Consider the following 16,110-nt stretch of genomic DNA (forward strand, 5'->3'; position numbering starts at 1 on the left):
TTACAGGTTTGGTTTTAGATCAAGCGTAAATCTCTCCTCTATTTTCTTCTTTAAGAAGTTCCTTACCTGTCGATAGGCCTCTAATCTCGTTTCCCGGCTACCCTCAATTAGCGTTGGATCAAATGTGTGCCAAAATTCAACATCGCATGCCATCGTACGGGTCATCTCGACTGCAGAGTGTTGAGCTTCGGGAGAAAGGCTGATAATCAAATCGAACGAACTATCTTCCAGATCTGAAAAATTTTTGGCGCGATGCTTTGAAATATCAATGCCAATTTCATCCATTACTTCAATAACAAAACCGTCAATCTCTTGAGAGCGCACGCCAACAGAGTCCACAAAAACCTTATGCCCAAGCAAATGCTTTAAAATACCTTCGGCCATAGGCGACCGTACCGCATTATGCGTGCAGGCAATAAGAACCGCGTCGGGAAGATCGCTCACTCAACGCCCCCTGACATGGTGAAGAGCACAAACCAAAGTAAACAAACGTCGGGCAGTATTGAAATCCATCTCAATCTTGCCTTCGAGCCTCTGTTGTAAAATTTCAGATCCCTCGTTGTGTAGTCCGCGGCGCCCCATATCAATAGCCTCAATCTTCATTGGGCTGGCCATTTTAATGGCCTCAAAATATGTCTGGCAGACTGAAAAATAATCTTTGATCACCCTACGTAATGGTGTCAGAGAGAGAATATGCTCACACAAGAACGTATCCCCTTCCCTGTCAACTCTGAACCTTAGGCGGTTTTCAATAATAGCCAAATCCAGAATATAAGGACCTGATTCAGAACCGAAAGGCACAAAGTGGTTCTGCTCCAAAATGTCATAAATGGCAATTGCACGCTCTTTTTCGACATCAGGCGAACTGCGTGCCAGAGATGTTTCATCTAAATTGATATGGGAAAGATAGTGACAAGACTTCTGACCATCCTGTTCCATTTTCAGCCCCCCAAACACCTATAGTTCGTATCACACCCCGTCAGTAGCGGTGATCCCCATACTATGCCAGCGGAATAATAAAAAGGTAAAGCCCCGACCTAGAACAGAATAACCCGATTTACGCTTTATTATTTCAGAGCAAATCGGGTTAGAGCTTTCCTTCGACGAACGAAACTTAACCTTCCAAGCGCAAAGATACCGATAAGGCGTGCGCGGTAAGCCCTTCCTCTTTGGCGAGAGTCACCGCTGCTGGGCCAATCGCTTTCAAACTCTGAGCATCACAGGAAATCAAGGATGTACGCTTCATAAAATCAAGTACAGACAATCCTGATGAAAAGCGGGCTGATCGGGCAGTTGGTAGTACGTGATTAGGTCCCGCCACGTAATCACCGATAACTTCTGCGGTATGACGCCCCAAGAACATAGCCCCTGCATTTCTAATATTAGCAGCCATCACATTTGGTTCATCAATAGCTATCTCAAGATGTTCAGGAGCAATTCTATCTGTCAGGGCAACAGCCTCTTGAAGATCATCAACCAAGATAATTGCCCCATGATCTTGCCAGCTTTTTCCTGCTATCTCACTTCTGGACAGAGCTTGTAGGTGAATGTCAACAGCTTGCTTTACAGCTTCTGCAAAGCTGGCATCATCAGTAATTAAAATTGATTGCGCCGCAGTATCGTGCTCAGCTTGTGCCAAAAGATCAGCCGCAATCCAACGGGGATCATTTTGACCATCAGCAATAATCAGAATCTCTGATGGCCCCGCAATCATGTCGATACCAACCGTACCAAACACCTGTTTCTTTGCGGCGGCCACATAAGCATTACCAGGACCGACAATTATGTCGACAGGATTGATTGTATTCGTGCCATAAGCTAGCGCACCAACTGCTTGCGCACCACCGATGCGATATATCTCATCGACACCAGCAATAGAAGCGGCGGCAAGAACCAATGGGTTCAAAACACCATCTGGTGAAGGCACGACCATCACCAACCTATCAACACCAGCCACCTTGGCCGGCAAAGCGTTCATCAATACTGATGACGGATAGCTTGCCAGTCCACCGGGAACATAAAGACCCGCAGCCTGAACCGCGGTCCAACGATGACCAAGCTGGACACCAACTTCATCCGTATACTGCAAATCTTCTGGTTTCTGTCTTGCGTGATAATTTGTGATCCGTTCTGCAGCCAAATTTAGCGCTGCAATAGATTCAGAATCACAGGATGCAACGGCCTCTTCAATTTCGCTCCCAGAAACCCGCATTGACATTGCGTCCAGTTCCAGACGATCAAACCGCTTGGTATAGTCAAAAAGAGCCTGATCCCCCCGACGTTTCACATCAGCTAGTATCTCGGCAACGGTATCGTTTACATCAGAAGAAGCTTCACGTTTTGAGGAAAGAAGATCAACAAAACGACTTTCAAAATCAGCAGAACTAGCTTTGAGTTCACTTGGCATTGACCGCCTCCTGAAAGCTGCGGACCCAGTGATTAATTTCGTCGGGTCGGGTTTTAAGGGCCGCACGATTTACAATGAAACGGGACGAGACATCAGAAATCTGTTCAATTTCGGCCAAACCATTTGCCTTTAGCGTAGCACCGGAAGAAACCAGATCAACGATACGTCGACACAAGCCAAGGTTAGGTGCCAATTCCATCGCACCATTTAACTTGATGCATTCCGCCTGCACGCCACGGGCTGAAAAATGCTTCTTAGTTATATTCGGGTACTTCGTTGCAACACGAATGTGGCTCCATTGCGAAGGATCTTCGTTTTCCAATAGCGTCGTAGGCGCGGCCACGGACATGCGACAGTGTCCGATATCCAGATCAACAGGTGCGTATATTTCAGGATAGTCAAATTCCATAATAACATCGCTACCTGCCACCCCGAGATGAGCCGCACCAAAGGCAACAAAAGTCGGAACATCAAAGCTCCGCACTCTGACAAGTTCCAGATACTCAACATTGGTGGCAAAACGTAACTGACGACACTTGTCATCAAAGAATGACTCTTCGGGTACCACCCCTGCACTTTTCATCAATGGCAGAAGTTCTTTAAGAATACGTCCCTTTGGGACAGCCAGGACCATCGGTTCGATCTTGGGCATAATATTTATCCGTTTTCTTTACTAAGGCCTAAGAAAAAATAAGATTTGTGAAATTTCTCTACAGGCCTGAAATAATCTTTGTCTTGTTCTCTATCACGCTTCTTCCGGGGAGCGTGTACCCGCTGAATGCTCGTCTTGTTCGTGACCTGCATCATCGACACCATGTCGAGGCTGATTTAGTGTTGGCCACGGCTCACTAATATCATCCATATGGCAACGAATTTGTGACACCACCAACCGAATAGCCGCACCACCAGAAAAATGGAGCGTAATATAACCGGGTATCGCTGCAACTGTCAGCAGGTTGAGGATCTCGTCTTTGTTTTGAAGGTCCACACCTTTGGTTTGAACCGATTTTACCTTGTCAAAACAAAGCCCTGTATTAACCCGATGAAAAGTTGGTAGATCATCAACATCTTCAAAAGACACATCATCCTGTTCCGCTTGTCCTTCGGGTGTATCAGGCGCAGATAAAGCACGCTCACGAAGTTCTTGTGGTAACATTTCCCAGCAAAAGCGATTAACCACTAACACAAATCGTTTCTCTTCACGCAAATAGGCCACATCACACAGAGGAGCCAGGGAATCCTGAAGTAAGCCCGAGAGTGTACGAATGTCCTCGGCGTCACGCGCTCTGATCTTCAGTCTTTTTCCCTCAGTCATATCTTCAAATTCCCAACTGGTTCCTATTTAGACGCTACTCGCCCTTGATACGTTCGATATCGGCACCACAGGCAGCAAGTTTATCTTCAACACGTTCATAACCTCTATCGAGATGGTAGACACGGTTTAACACAGTTTCACCATCAGCAACCAGTCCTGCCATTATAAGAGAAAAGCTTGCTCTTAAATCTGTCGCCATCACTTCGGCCCCGGTCAATTTAGCCTGACCTCTCACCAAGGCAGAAGAACCGTGCACTGTAATATTAGCGCCCATTCGACATAATTCTGGTACGTGCATAAAACGATTTTCAAAAATCGTCTCGGTAATCATCGATGCCCCATCTGCAGTGGACATCAGTGCCATTGTCTGTGCCTGCAAATCCGTCGGATAGCCCGGATAAGGTTCTGTCATAATATCAGCCCCCATAACCCGTTTACCTGAACAGCTTGCAATCATGCCGTTATCAAGCTCTTTGATATTAACACCTGCATGGGCCAACTGGTCGATCATGGAACGAAGATGTTCTGGGCGCGCGCCAATTAACTCCAGCTCTCCACCAGTCATCGCTGCCGCCATGGCATAGGTCCCGGTCTCGATACGATCTGGCACAACAGTATGGGTATAGCCATGTAAACGATCGACTCCTTCAATCGTTATTGTATCGGTACCAGCGCCCTGAATTTTAGCACCCATTCCCATCAGACACTCGGCGAGATCAACAACTTCGGGCTCGCGCGCCGCATTAATCATACGTGTTGTACCTTTTGCCAACACCGCAGCCATCATAATATTTTCTGTCGCACCAACAGATACTTTCGGGAACATGACTTCACCACCGATCAGGCCTTTTGGAGCCTTAGCGTGAACATATCCCTCTTTAAGTTCGATTTCAGCGCCCAGTTGCTCCATACCTTGCAGATGCAAATCAACTGGGCGAGAGCCGATTGCACATCCTCCCGGCAAGGAGACTTCCGCATGACCTTCACGAGCAAGCAAGGGACCAAGAACAAGAATAGACGCCCGCATTTTTCGAACCAATTCATACGGGGCCTTGGTTGTCGTTATCGTCTTGGCATGCATTTCAAGAACACGCCCGGCACAACCTTCACTTCCGGCAGAACCATTCATGTGCAGCTCAACACCATGTTGAGCCAAAAGGTTTGCAAGGGTCGTAATATCAGCCAGATGAGGAAGGTTTTTGAGTGTCAGCACTTCATCAGTCAACAAAGAAGCCGTCATCAACGGCAAGGCCGCGTTTTTGGCCCCTGAGATCCAAATTTTGCCTTTAAGCGGATTACCACCGCGAATTTTAATTTTATCCATCGTACTTTACCGTTTCTGCCTGGTTATCAACTGTCAGACAGGACTATCCAAAGGCTTTGTTCAAATCGTGGCGTTGATTTGTTTAAAGGATCTCAATTCCCAAAATAAATCGTCTTATTTTTGTTACAGAACTTAGAGCTAAATAATATTTGAATGCCCTAAGCTATAGAGCTTATCCTCAACGAATAACTTCATTACAATCGAGGCAGGGTAACGCCGCGCTGCTTCATGTATTTACCTGCGCGATCTGCATAGGAAACATCACAATCACCCTCCCCCTTCAAGAAGAGAAACTGACAAACCCCTTCGTTGGCATAAATTTTTGCGGGTAAAGGTGTTGTGTTTGAAAACTCCAAAGTCACATGGCCTTCCCACTCTGGCTCTAGCGGCGTCACATTCACGATGATACCGCAACGGGCATAGGTGGATTTACCCAGGCAGATAACCAGAACATCGCGTGGAATACGAAAATATTCAACGGTCCGGGCTAACGCAAAAGAGTTCGGGGGAATAATGCAGACATCATCATCTTTTTCGACAAAACTCTGATCAGAAAATTCTTTTGGATCAACAATGGCATTATGCACATTGGTAAAGATCTTGAATTCTTTGGAAACTCGTGCGTCATACCCATAGGAACTGACGCCGTAAGAGATAACACCCTCACGTCTTTGAGCCTCGACATAAGGCTCAATCATACCATGGTTTTCGGCCTGTTCTCGAATCCAAGTATCCGGCATAATTCCCACGGCATATCCTCCCAATGTTCACCGATTCCATTTTCTTGCACGTCAATGACATACAAGGCCATAAGCCTTCTACTGTCTTCCGCCCCAAAGCTCAAGATGAAGATAAGGAGAATGCTAGATTTGTCGCGATAATTTATCCAAAGATGTATAGGCAAATTCCGAGAGATTACCAATGCAAGAGGTATGCTTTACATTAATTGCGCCAAACTACTTGCGCTCGCGAAGCTGACCTTTCCTCTTTTTAAGGTTATCTCTCAGCGCCTTTGCCTCACGGTCCAGCCGTATTTTTGTCCGCTCCGCCATTTCCTTTTCGGCATTGATGGACTTCTGGCTGCGCTGTTTATTATCAGTAAGGCTTTCGCCTGCCGAACTTTCGGTCTTGTTATCATCTGTCATGGCTGCAGATTGCAAAGTCTCACCGATAAGGTCAAGCCTCAAGCCATCGAAACAGCCGATTATCATCCCACCTGCCATTCGTATAGCATATAAAGGGATGACAAAATTTTACAAAAAGATAAAAATAAGGCTTGCATTAAAATGCGGGCAGAGGCATATAACGCCCGTCCAAACAAGGCCGTGGTAGCTCAGTGGTAGAGCACGTCATTGGTAATGACGGGGTCGGCAGTTCAATTCTGCCTCACGGCACCATTTTTATTTATTAAAATCAACCACCTACGGACTAACGTGTTTCCCGATAACTCAGAGTTTTTGGGCAATATTACCAAAAACGATTGAAAATCGACCTATTTTTGACTTCCTAACCAACCCAACAATCCAAATCATCAAACCTCATTTCAGACGGGTCAATGTCGCCCGAATTCTTATAAACCACCTTGTATATTTGGCCGACACCCTTCTCTCGCGCGTCTTGTCCGTATTATCTCATCGATCAGCTTTGCTTTAATCAGTATCACTTTACTAATCATTTCTTTTTAGATACGAGGCTATACTCAGGTCTAATACAAAATTAATCTACGTATAAGAAAAAGCTTAACCCTATAACAGGTCACTTTTTTTATGAAAATTTCTTGGATATCCCGAATTAGAAAAAGATGGATTTTTAATCTTTATCAAATCCGCCTATTTTTAATGCCAAAACATAAAAAGCGTCTCTTTATTGATTGCGGCTCAAACCTTGGCCAAGGTTTTTCATTTTTTCGCAAGTACTTTCCTTGTGAATATTATAACTACGTTTTAGTGGAACCAAATCCAAACTGTGCATCAGCGCTTAGAGAAAAGTATCAAAATATTGATAATTTAGAAATAATTGAAGCTGCCGTATGGATTGATGACGGCCACATGAATTTATTTGGCTTAGTTGAGGATGGTCGAGGGACACAATCCGATGGAGCCTCTATTATAGAGAACCACAACAATGCTTTTTATAATTCAGACACTTCGAAAGCCACAAAGGTTCAGACGATTGACTTTGCGAGATTATTGAAAGAGAAAGCCAATTTTGATCAAATAATAGTGAAAATGGATATTGAATCTAGCGAATATAATGTTTTAGAAAAATTAATAGACGAAGAGCTTCTCGATAAAATTGATTTTATGTTTATCGAATTTCATAGCCAATATATGACAAAAGATACGAAACATTCCATTGAGGAACGTGAACAAAAGATAAAAAAACACCTGAATGACAAGCATAAGCTATATATATGGCATTAACGTTTTTTAAACGGCATCGAATTTTAATAATGCCTTCAACGTTTAATTATAGCTCCCCATTCATAAAAACAGTTTAACTGGTTTAGTTAATTTGATCGCGCGGCCCCAGTGCATGATTAATAATTGCCGAATGCTCTTATTAATGGCATTATTCTTTTCTCGCTCGTAGTGTGTTTCTTGCTGTGTAAAGTTTTGATGACAAAACATGTTATCACATTAGCCCCTATCACCTTACCTTCGGGTAATGCCAATATCCTTTTGTCGCAAGGACTTGAGTGGTGGGAAAATTCTGGTGGTATCATCGGTCGAGACCAGGCAACCAAACGCATACTAGAAAATCTGCAAATATCAGTTATCCAGCGGGAAGATCGTATCCCCCCGCTTATTCATGCCGGAAATACATCGGTAACAGCCCAGGTATTCGGGCATAACTGGGCAGAAACTTGTACCGGATCGACCTTGCCCGATGCTGAATTTGATTTGGCTGTCACAGAATCTTATATCAAGGTTCTCGAAGACAATAGACCAACGGCTCATGAAGTCGTCGCCCCACTGGCTCACCCGGTAAAAGGAAATTGTCTAGTTAGTTATCAGCGCCTGCTTTTACCTTGTCGCTTTAAAAGCGGTGGAAATGTTATTGGGAGCATAACAAGCCTGAAATCATTTTATGTTGAGCAAGGTATTCCAGGTCATGACGCCCCATCCAGACGAGCCAATCGCTAGGATCGATTTCCCGGGGTTGTTCTACCCAATGAGAACCGATGGGTTCACAGTGAAAATACCCTTCTTTCAACGCAAACCCTGATAAACAAAGTTTTTCCCGCATAAAACCATAAACAAAATCCGGCGCCCATTTAAGTAACGCAACTGACAAAGCGAGATGGGACATAATCCCCCCAAGGTTCATACGGGCACAAGAATGATCAACCCAAACATCCCCGTGATACACAACTCTGCCATTGATAAGTTGAGCACCAGGGCTAGATGTCGTCATGAGTTTCCCGCCATGTAAGCGTTGGAGTTGTTGCTGCCATAGTGTGGCTAAATTGGTCTCCCCCAGCTCAGAAAGACGCATAACCTGTGTACTAACCGTATTACCATCCTGATTAAAACCTCTAATCCAAAAACCATCCCGAGGCAGAATATCGAAATACTTGGAACTAAAAGGCTCGGAAAGGGACTTCCTGTCTTCTATCGAGTTACAAACCCTTTCCAGTTTTTGAAAATCCTCACACATTTCTATCGCAATCCCTTTATCAGATAGCGTGGCCTCTATATCCGATATCTTCTTTGTTACGGCCTGTATTATTCTTACTTTTTGCATTCGAACACCCTCACTCCCCAGCAGTTAAGAACAGCATCTCAATCAATAACAGATAATGGCTCCCCTAAAGACAGCGAGAATGGCTGCCCAGAATTTGAAAAAACACACCATACAGGAAACAAAATTTGGTGGGAGGAAATGACGCCGAAAAGATCACAATTGCGTGGGATCGTATCTTTACCCTGCTATCAAAGACCGAAATGGATTACCTTGCCCTACGCAAACAAAATGACCCGTTGAGATTTTATGAAAAAGAAAATGGTTCCTACTTTATTGCTTGTGCTGACGATCGCCATTGCGACCCCCAACGCTGCGGTTTCTGCAACAGAAAATAATCTCTGTGGAGAGGTTGGGAATGCCTGCCAAGTAAAGCTCGGCGCGTACAATATATCTCTACCTGGGGTCTCTTTATCCAGCACTTCTCTTCCTGGTACAAAAAAAGATCACAGGATTCCCGCAGTCATTTTTTACCATGGTGCCGGAAGATCAGGAGCTGACACCTTAAAAAATATCACAATGATCAAGGCAATGAACCATCGTGGATATGCCGTCATTGCCCCCAGTGGCCTTAAACGACCAAACTCTCGGTTTGGACCGGGATGGTCTTTTATACCGCAACGAAAGGAAATGCGCGACGAACTCGCCTTCACCCGTGAAATCATTCAGGATGCAACCCACAAATTTAAAATTGATCGTGACAAAATTTTGATGAGCGGCTTTTCTATCGGCGGGTCCCTCGTATGGTATTTAGCCTGTCAAGACAATCAGGTTGCCACAGCCTACGCACCCGTTGCCGGAGCATTCTGGTCACCAGAACCAACAGCACAAGATTGTAGTGGTCCCATCAAGCTGATGCAAACACATGGCTGGCGCGATAAAACCGTCCCTCTTGAAGGCCGACCAATTGGTGCAAGCACGGTTCAACAAGGTGATGTGTTTCATAGTTTGAAGGTTATCCGGGAAGTCAATCAATGCGAAGGACTTCGCGCAGATGAATTTGATACGAGCCCCACAACATCTGGCCCGACACTTTTCTGGCAGCGTTGGTGGACGCGTTGTCATCCCGAAAGTAATTTACGATTAGCGCTTCATACCGGGGGCCATTCCATCCCGAAAGGTTGGACAAAAATGGCCTTGGACTGGTTTGAAAAAGTCACCACACAGCTTGATAAAACGAATTGAGAATATTTTGAATTTTCCCGTCATAAATATTCACAGGCCCCACACTAACTCAGACAGTGGTCAACACCTTGCCCTTGCAGCTTAACCATACCTGACTTATAGCCTTGTTCTCTATATTGAAGCAAGAGTTTCTGAGAAACATCTAGAGCAACCGAAATCGACCTAATCCAAGGTAATTCACGAGATAAAACAAGTACCCCTTCTGGACCATATAGCGTCACTTTAAATGACTCTGTCATTATTGTATCCTTTAAATCAACAAGGAACAAAATAAGAACATTTAGTTAAAATTATGTTAAGCACTTCCTAATCGAGATGACATATTTACAGAATATATATATCACACACCCGACATCTATACTCCGTAGAGAATGGGCAAAATATTTTTCTATCCTTGGGGAGGTATATCACGCTAAGCTGTTTCATGCGCACTTATTAACACATGTCCCATCAGCGCTAAAACCAACAAGACGCCAGTTGTAACAGAGGCCATAAAAACAGGAAGACAAATGATATTACGCTTATTTCTCGTTATCGTTTTTATAACTGGATTATCGGCCTGCGCGCAGACCAGATCTGTCGCTACGTTAAATAAGCATGATAAATCTGTTGAGTTTGTTGAAATGATTTTCACAGATGAGTTTGTCAAAAAATCTGTCTTGGAATCATTTCTTGAATACAAAGCAGAAAATAAAGTCGCTGCATTGCGTATACCGGATAAAGCGCTTGAAGAAATAAATACACTCATAACAGAAGAAATAATTAAAAACCGTACAAGCCTGATCAACAAAATAGCAACAATTTTCACCGAAGAGTTAACCAACGACGAAATCATAGCACTTCATAGTATTAAAGATTTTAAACTGTTTCAAAATGCACATGCTAAATTGGCAAAAAACAATGGCATGCTTACCGGGCTCACTCGGCAAGAAATTGATATCTTGTCGAATATAAAAAAACCTGAATCTTTTCTAACGGCAATTCCAAAGTTAGAGAAACTCGAAAACAGAATGAAAGCAACAGGGGAAGAATTTGCAAAAGAAATTCTCCCTAAAATCTTACCAAAGCTGCTTATAATTATCCTAGAAAATGAACCTCTCATTAGCGCTTTTCATTTTTCACATGGAACAAACTCAATCAACCGCGCGCATATTTAAAATCACACAACCGTATTTAAGTAATGAGTACAATAAATGCTTTTTGATCAGGAAACCCTCGACAAACTGATAACACTTCGACGTGAATTACATCGCCACCCTGAAATTTCTGGTCATGAGAAAGAAACCAGTGAACGCATCACAGTCTTTCTTAAGCAGTATAATCCTGACAAGATTATCTACAACCTGGGTGGCTATGGAATAGCCGCAATTTATAATGGTGAAGAAACAGGACCTACAGTTCTCATCCGGTGCGAACTTGATGGGCTACCCATAACCGAAACAGGTAATTTACCCTATCAATCAATCCATCAAGGCAAAGGACATCTATGTGGTCACGATGGACACATGACAATGGTTGTAGGCCTAGCCACTTTGTTACACAGAACACGCCCAGCGAAAGGCCGCGTCATCCTTTTGTTCCAACCAGCAGAAGAAAACGGCGCGGGAGCCAAAGCAGTCATTAATGATCCCAGTTTTGATAGTATCAAACCAGACTACGCTTTTTCGCTTCACAATTTACCGGGCCTAGCATTACACAAGGTTGGGATCAAAGAGGGTTCTTTTAACTGCGCATCCCAAGGTCTTTGGATTAACCTCGAAGGCAAAACATCACATGCGTCCCACCCTGAAGACGGTATCAGTCCTGCCGCGGCGATGTGTGATTTAATAACAGCCTTCTCACAACTTCCAACCAGCCCTGAATTTACAAATGATTTTGCCCTTGTAACCGTTGTTCATGCCAGCCTTGGGGAAGAAGCCTTTGGCATTACACCCGGCTTTGCAAAAATTATGGTCACCTTGCGGAGCGAAACAGACAATATTATGTCCTTATTACAAGAAAAATCTGAAAAGCTGATCAGAGATGTTGCTCAAAAACACACCTTGAAAGCCTCTTACGGATACGAAGATATATTTGCAGCTTCGACAAATGCACCAGAAGCAACACAGATATTGAAGACCGCTTTTCAGGACGAAAATATTGTCAGTGATGAAATGATTGCCCCCATGCGCTGGTCAGAGGATTTTGGGCAGTTCGGCAATATCAGCAACAGTGCAATGTTCACTTTAGGATCAGGTGTAGACCAACCTCAACTTCACAATCCTGATTATGATTTCCCTGACGAACTAATTGAAACAGGAACAAAAATATTCCACCGTGTCGTCAGAAGTGTCTTAGGCCCCAGCAACTCAAAATACTTGTAATTAACAATTATACCTAACACTCTACCCATACCTTCAAAATCATATCTACTGACGTTTTCTTCAAAAACCAACATAACATTTTCAGGTAAACCATTATGCATCGGCACTACGGCGTTATTATCAAATGTTTTCTCTCAGCCTTAATATTGGGTATCGTTACACAACTGGCTTTTACCGCAGGGTTTGTTCGGTGGGCAGCCGCACAAGGGAATGATTTTAGCGCAAACTATTGGATGATCGTTAAAGACACTTGGCACAATGATGGATTAACCACCTTTTTAATTTGCATGGCATCAAGCCTGATTATTTATTTAATAATCAGAAAATTCACAGCTCAACAAGAAACGGCCGAGAAAATTATCACATGGCTCATTATCCCGATCACACTAATTTATAGCGTGATTATGTATCCAAACTTTTCCGATTATCTATAACCAACTCACCCCAAGCATAAAAACAAGAGTATGGAACAGGCTATCCAAGGATAGCCTGTTCCATATCATCAATTAGATCCTGAACATTTTCAATGCCGATAGAAAACCTCAACAAATCATCAGGCACCGGCGTTCCCTCGCCCTCAACAAGCGCCCTGTGCTCAACAAGGCTCTCCACACCACCCAAGGATGTCGCCCTAACAAAGCGTTTCATGCGCCCCATGATTGCTGCGGTCGTATCTTTTCCACCTTCAAATCGGATAGACAGCATTCCACCAAAACCACCCGTCATTTGTTTGACGGCCACTTCATGGTTTGCGTGGGATGCAAGCCCAGGATAGATCACTTCCTTTACACCAGCGCGCCCATCGAAGTGCTGCGCCAGCTTCATCGCGTTTTCACATGCACGTTCAACGCGGATGTGCATGGTTCGCATTCCACGAAGTAGAAGCCAACTTTCAAATGGCCCCAAGATACCGCCTTGTTGAGCGCGGATTTTACACAGACGCTCCCATCGCTGATCTTCTTTCGCAGCAATTAAAGCACCAGCAACAACATCACTGTGGCCATTTATATATTTGGTCGCAGAATGAAATACAAAATCCGCACCAAATTCAATCGGCTTTGTGATCAGTGGCGTTGAAACAGTAGAATCAGCAACCAACTGTGCCCCTACAGAATGCGCCAAGTCAGCAGCTTTTCTGATATCGACAACTTCCCAAGTTGGGTTCGCCGGGGTTTCTATCCATAAAATTTCAGTCGGGGCGGCCTTCACCACATTAATCATATCCGCTTCGTTCTGCGGATCATAAAAAGCAAGATCGATATTCCAGTCAGCACAAAAAGAAATAAGCCATGCACGAAGAGACCAATACATAACCGTCGGCGCAACTATCCTGTCGCCAGGACGAAGTGTTTGCACAAGCGCCGTTGCCGCCGCCATCCCAGAACCAAACAACTTACAAGAAGATCCTGCCTCTAGCTCACAAAGAATAGCTTCGGCCATTTCAGCATTTACACTCTGATCGCGTGCGTATATGCGGTTGCTGTTATAAAGCTCCCCTTGTTCGTTACGGGCAAAGGTTGTAGACGGCTGGATTGGCGGGACAACAGAGCCGCTCTCTTTATCCAGATAATGTCCAGCCTGTGCCAAAAGTGTTTCAGCCTTATCCTTAGTTCCCATAACATACTCCTTTATTAATTCAGCCAAACAATAAGCGGAACAAAAAGGAATGAAAACTCTTAGTTTCAGATGCTCAGGATAAATTAGTAAAAACCAAATACCGATAAATAATCAACACGATAAAATAATTAGGATATTCATATATAACACGCTTAAGGGCTTCTCATATTTTGCGATCTAATAACTTGCGAGTGTTTTCGCTAATGAATGTAAAAAATTTAACGTTCTGACAAACAAACAATTCGAAACACATCAGTTTCAACGAACCACCTCTTACTTCTTTTTCAACATAACAAGACAGATTGTGTTATCTTTAAGCTTATAGAGAATGAATATGTGCGGTTTCCCTATAAAAATTCGGAGGCACGAATGGCATTTTCCCGACGTAAATTTATTACCGCACTGACGACACTTGCGGTATCACCCCCCCTAAACCCCTCAATAGCCAGCAACAAGAAATCTGATCACGAATCAGATAAAAACAGAAAAGACCTGACAGAAACCTGGCAAAATCCCGGGTTTATACGACTGGAAACCCTCTCAACTTTAATCCAGATAAATAATATTATTATCCTCACTGCCCTCACAGTTTATTTTTTGAAAATAATAAGTCTCAGATCCATAACACGGAACAATGAAAACAGGCTTTCAGTTCCCAAGTCTGTGCCTCTATTTGGTAGTTTGTTCGAGGAAACATACGACAGTGATGATTTTTCTTCTCAAAACAAGCTGGGCCTTGCCTACACACACAATAATTCATTGATTTTAGATCTCGTCCCAAACAGGCCGCAAGTAATCACAGAGATCATGCCAAATTTTGATCTGGAACAGGAAATCACTCGCCTGGATCGTCAGATTTCCCCAATTGGTAAAAACCTTATCCTGAATTTAGGAGCAAAAAGTTATTCAAGTGAACGCATCGATCTTCTGAATGGTGATTACAGCTATCGGATAGCATCAAACGAAGCAAAGGCCGTCACCGAAGATAACAGTCAACTACCACTATTAAGTAAGACGCCACTTATCTCACATTTTTTTAAAAATGAAGTCGGTGCCGTATATGGTTCCAGAAATCTGCATATACTCGTCAAACCGACAATTGTTCAAAACAATTAACTCCATAGCTTGCCGCGATTATGGTCAAGCTCGACCTGTTGGCTCTCCATTTGCAAACAGTCGCTTCCCTTGTTCATCAATAATCTGCCGCCCTTTACGGACGGTAAATTCAACGGCTTCTTCACGTGTAGGAAAAGTATCAGCCCTCAAAAAAAAGCGTTCCATTTCGGGATCATCCGGATTTTCATTGAGCTTCTTTATGTATCCACTCAAACGCCATTGGCCACTATCGGCTTTATCTGGCGATGGAACAATCGCATAGCCTTCGTACATAACAGGCTCGTCTTTAGACTTAGCCTCTTCTGTATTTTGTGAAGAAAAACCAAAAAGCTTTGAAAAAAATGACATCCAGCCAAAACCCTACCTAAATACATAATGAATATCCTTACACCTTATTTTATATTCCCCAAAGGATACAAAGGTAAAGTTTTACATCAAAATTAAGAATTTGATTACGGCTTCCTACTTATACTTTTCAATGAAAATTGCCATCGAGAGTAGTTAGCGTGACAAAAACGAGATACGAAGTACTTAAGTATTATCCAGTTACATCACCAGATGAACTCATAGGATTAAGCAATAAGACGTTGCTAGAGTGGTGGCTTTCCTTTGCCCCCAATATTCCTTTTAAAAGTGACTTTGATATTCTTGATCATATTGACTTGGTGTCAGATATTTTCCTCGTCAAAAGACTCAGCGACACCGATTATGAATTTCGCGTCCACGGAGAAAGCGCCCATAACATTTTTGATGACAACATTGGCAAAACCATAAGTACAAACGGCCCGGAGACAACGGAAAAAGAACGCGAAGATGTTCGCCTCGCCAGATATTATACTGAGTTTTTAAAACAGTCTCATTGTTTTAGGAATGAAGGCAATCTTCCTTTTTTAAAAAAAGAACATATCCGCTTTGAATCATTAGATTGCCCGTTGTTAGATGAAGACAAAAATCCAATCTATATCATTGGCACAATAGCAATTCTTGATGACAAAAATCATTAAAATAAAAGGGAGCAAAAAAGCTCCCTTTTATTTTT

20 protein-coding genes and 1 tRNA gene are annotated in these 16,110 nt (G+C 43.3%); 9 read left to right on the forward strand and 12 right to left on the reverse strand.

Translation table 11 applies throughout. The annotated features are described in order from the left end of the window. The 8 genes from ACN0W5_RS10590 to ACN0W5_RS10625 all read right to left on the reverse strand — a co-directional run bounded on the left by ACN0W5_RS10590 (position 1) and on the right by ACN0W5_RS10625 (position 6,257). Positions 1-444, reverse strand: a complete 444-nt coding sequence (locus ACN0W5_RS10590) for a low molecular weight phosphatase family protein (RefSeq protein WP_299371555.1) — start codon at positions 442-444, stop codon at positions 1-3. Continuing rightward, positions 445-939 (reverse strand): UPF0262 family protein, encoded by a 495-nt coding sequence (locus ACN0W5_RS10595; RefSeq protein WP_417454105.1) that lies wholly within the window; start codon positions 937-939, stop codon positions 445-447. A 175-nt stretch (positions 940-1,114) separates the two neighbouring features. Further along, positions 1,115-2,407, reverse strand: a complete 1,293-nt coding sequence (gene hisD, locus ACN0W5_RS10600; RefSeq protein WP_417454106.1) for a histidinol dehydrogenase — start codon at positions 2,405-2,407, stop codon at positions 1,115-1,117. Further along, complete coding sequence (gene hisG / locus ACN0W5_RS10605; protein ID WP_417429813.1) at positions 2,397-3,059, reverse strand: ATP phosphoribosyltransferase; 663 nt, start codon at positions 3,057-3,059, stop codon at positions 2,397-2,399. Before hisG ends, hisD begins: the two co-directional genes overlap by 11 nt. A 93-nt stretch (positions 3,060-3,152) precedes the next feature. Next, entirely contained in the window at positions 3,153-3,722 is a 570-nt protein-coding gene (locus ACN0W5_RS10610) for a DUF2948 family protein (protein WP_417454107.1), read from the reverse strand. Positions 3,723-3,756: 34 nt separating this feature from the next. Further along, a complete protein-coding gene (gene murA, locus ACN0W5_RS10615; RefSeq protein WP_417454108.1) occupies positions 3,757-5,046 on the reverse strand; it encodes a UDP-N-acetylglucosamine 1-carboxyvinyltransferase in 1,290 nt (429 codons plus the stop codon). Positions 5,047-5,240: 194 nt separating this feature from the next. Beyond that, positions 5,241-5,786, reverse strand: a complete 546-nt coding sequence (gene dcd, locus ACN0W5_RS10620) for a dCTP deaminase (protein ID WP_417429819.1) — start codon at positions 5,784-5,786, stop codon at positions 5,241-5,243. 216 nt (positions 5,787-6,002) lie between these two features. Further along, entirely contained in the window at positions 6,003-6,257 is a 255-nt protein-coding gene (locus tag ACN0W5_RS10625; protein ID WP_417454109.1) for a hypothetical protein, read from the reverse strand. Between the two features lie 111 nt (positions 6,258-6,368). On the opposite strand from ACN0W5_RS10625, the gene ACN0W5_RS10630 reads away from it, so the two are divergent. From ACN0W5_RS10630 to ACN0W5_RS10640, 3 genes are all read left to right on the forward strand, one after another. Next, positions 6,369-6,443: transfer RNA gene (locus ACN0W5_RS10630), tRNA-Thr, on the forward strand. A 369-nt stretch (positions 6,444-6,812) separates the two neighbouring features. Then, the gene (locus tag ACN0W5_RS10635) at positions 6,813-7,469 is read left to right on the forward strand and encodes an FkbM family methyltransferase (protein ID WP_417454110.1); all 657 of its coding nucleotides are present in this window, start codon (positions 6,813-6,815) and stop codon (positions 7,467-7,469) included. Between the two features lie 195 nt (positions 7,470-7,664). Further along, complete coding sequence (locus ACN0W5_RS10640) at positions 7,665-8,192, forward strand: hypothetical protein (RefSeq protein WP_299378853.1); 528 nt, start codon at positions 7,665-7,667, stop codon at positions 8,190-8,192. Here ACN0W5_RS10640 and ACN0W5_RS10645 read toward each other — a convergent pair. Beyond that, entirely contained in the window at positions 8,104-8,793 is a 690-nt protein-coding gene (locus tag ACN0W5_RS10645; protein WP_417454111.1) for a hypothetical protein, read from the reverse strand. The two genes, ACN0W5_RS10640 and ACN0W5_RS10645, sit on opposite strands and share 89 nt — an antisense overlap. Positions 8,794-9,039: 246 nt before the next feature. Between ACN0W5_RS10645 and ACN0W5_RS10650 the strand changes: the two genes are divergently transcribed. Next, positions 9,040-9,975 (forward strand): alpha/beta hydrolase family esterase, encoded by a 936-nt coding sequence (locus tag ACN0W5_RS10650; RefSeq protein ID WP_417454112.1) that lies wholly within the window; start codon positions 9,040-9,042, stop codon positions 9,973-9,975. A 44-nt stretch (positions 9,976-10,019) separates the two neighbouring features. Here ACN0W5_RS10650 and ACN0W5_RS10655 read toward each other — a convergent pair whose 3' ends face one another. Continuing rightward, a complete protein-coding gene (locus tag ACN0W5_RS10655; RefSeq protein WP_417454113.1) occupies positions 10,020-10,214 on the reverse strand; it encodes a hypothetical protein in 195 nt (64 codons plus the stop codon). Between the two features lie 270 nt (positions 10,215-10,484). Between ACN0W5_RS10655 and ACN0W5_RS10660 the strand changes: the two genes are divergently transcribed. The 3 genes from ACN0W5_RS10660 (at position 10,485) to ACN0W5_RS10670 (ending at position 12,772) form a co-directional block, all read left to right on the forward strand. Beyond that, positions 10,485-11,132, forward strand: a complete 648-nt coding sequence (locus ACN0W5_RS10660; RefSeq protein ID WP_417454114.1) for a hypothetical protein — start codon at positions 10,485-10,487, stop codon at positions 11,130-11,132. Between the two features lie 36 nt (positions 11,133-11,168). After that, positions 11,169-12,338 (forward strand): amidohydrolase, encoded by a 1,170-nt coding sequence (locus tag ACN0W5_RS10665; protein ID WP_417454115.1) that lies wholly within the window; start codon positions 11,169-11,171, stop codon positions 12,336-12,338. Positions 12,339-12,433: 95 nt separating this feature from the next. Beyond that, complete coding sequence (locus ACN0W5_RS10670) at positions 12,434-12,772, forward strand: hypothetical protein (RefSeq protein WP_417454116.1); 339 nt, start codon at positions 12,434-12,436, stop codon at positions 12,770-12,772. A gap of 40 nt (positions 12,773-12,812) precedes the next feature. Here ACN0W5_RS10670 and ACN0W5_RS10675 read toward each other — a convergent pair whose 3' ends face one another. Further along, positions 12,813-13,955 carry a trans-sulfuration enzyme family protein gene (locus ACN0W5_RS10675; protein ID WP_417454117.1) on the reverse strand — a complete coding sequence of 381 codons (1,143 nt, stop codon included), beginning with the start codon at positions 13,953-13,955 and terminating at the stop codon, positions 12,813-12,815. 369 nt (positions 13,956-14,324) lie between these two features. Here ACN0W5_RS10675 and ACN0W5_RS10680 point away from each other — a divergent pair, with 369 nt between their 5' ends. After that, a complete protein-coding gene (locus ACN0W5_RS10680) occupies positions 14,325-15,071 on the forward strand; it encodes a hypothetical protein (protein WP_417454118.1) in 747 nt (248 codons plus the stop codon). Positions 15,072-15,095: 24 nt separating this feature from the next. On the opposite strand, the gene ACN0W5_RS10685 is transcribed toward ACN0W5_RS10680, so the two are convergent. Further along, entirely contained in the window at positions 15,096-15,419 is a 324-nt protein-coding gene (locus ACN0W5_RS10685) for an HlyU family transcriptional regulator (RefSeq protein ID WP_299085088.1), read from the reverse strand. A gap of 158 nt (positions 15,420-15,577) precedes the next feature. On the opposite strand from ACN0W5_RS10685, the gene ACN0W5_RS10690 reads away from it, so the two are divergent. After that, on the forward strand, positions 15,578-16,075 hold the full coding sequence (locus ACN0W5_RS10690; RefSeq protein ID WP_417454119.1) for a hypothetical protein: 498 nt from the start codon (positions 15,578-15,580) through the stop codon (positions 16,073-16,075). Positions 16,076-16,110 lie beyond the last annotated feature (35 nt).

The organism is Kiloniella sp. (genome assembly GCF_048270245.1).
Taxonomy (GTDB): Bacteria; Pseudomonadota; Alphaproteobacteria; order Kiloniellales; family Kiloniellaceae; genus Kiloniella.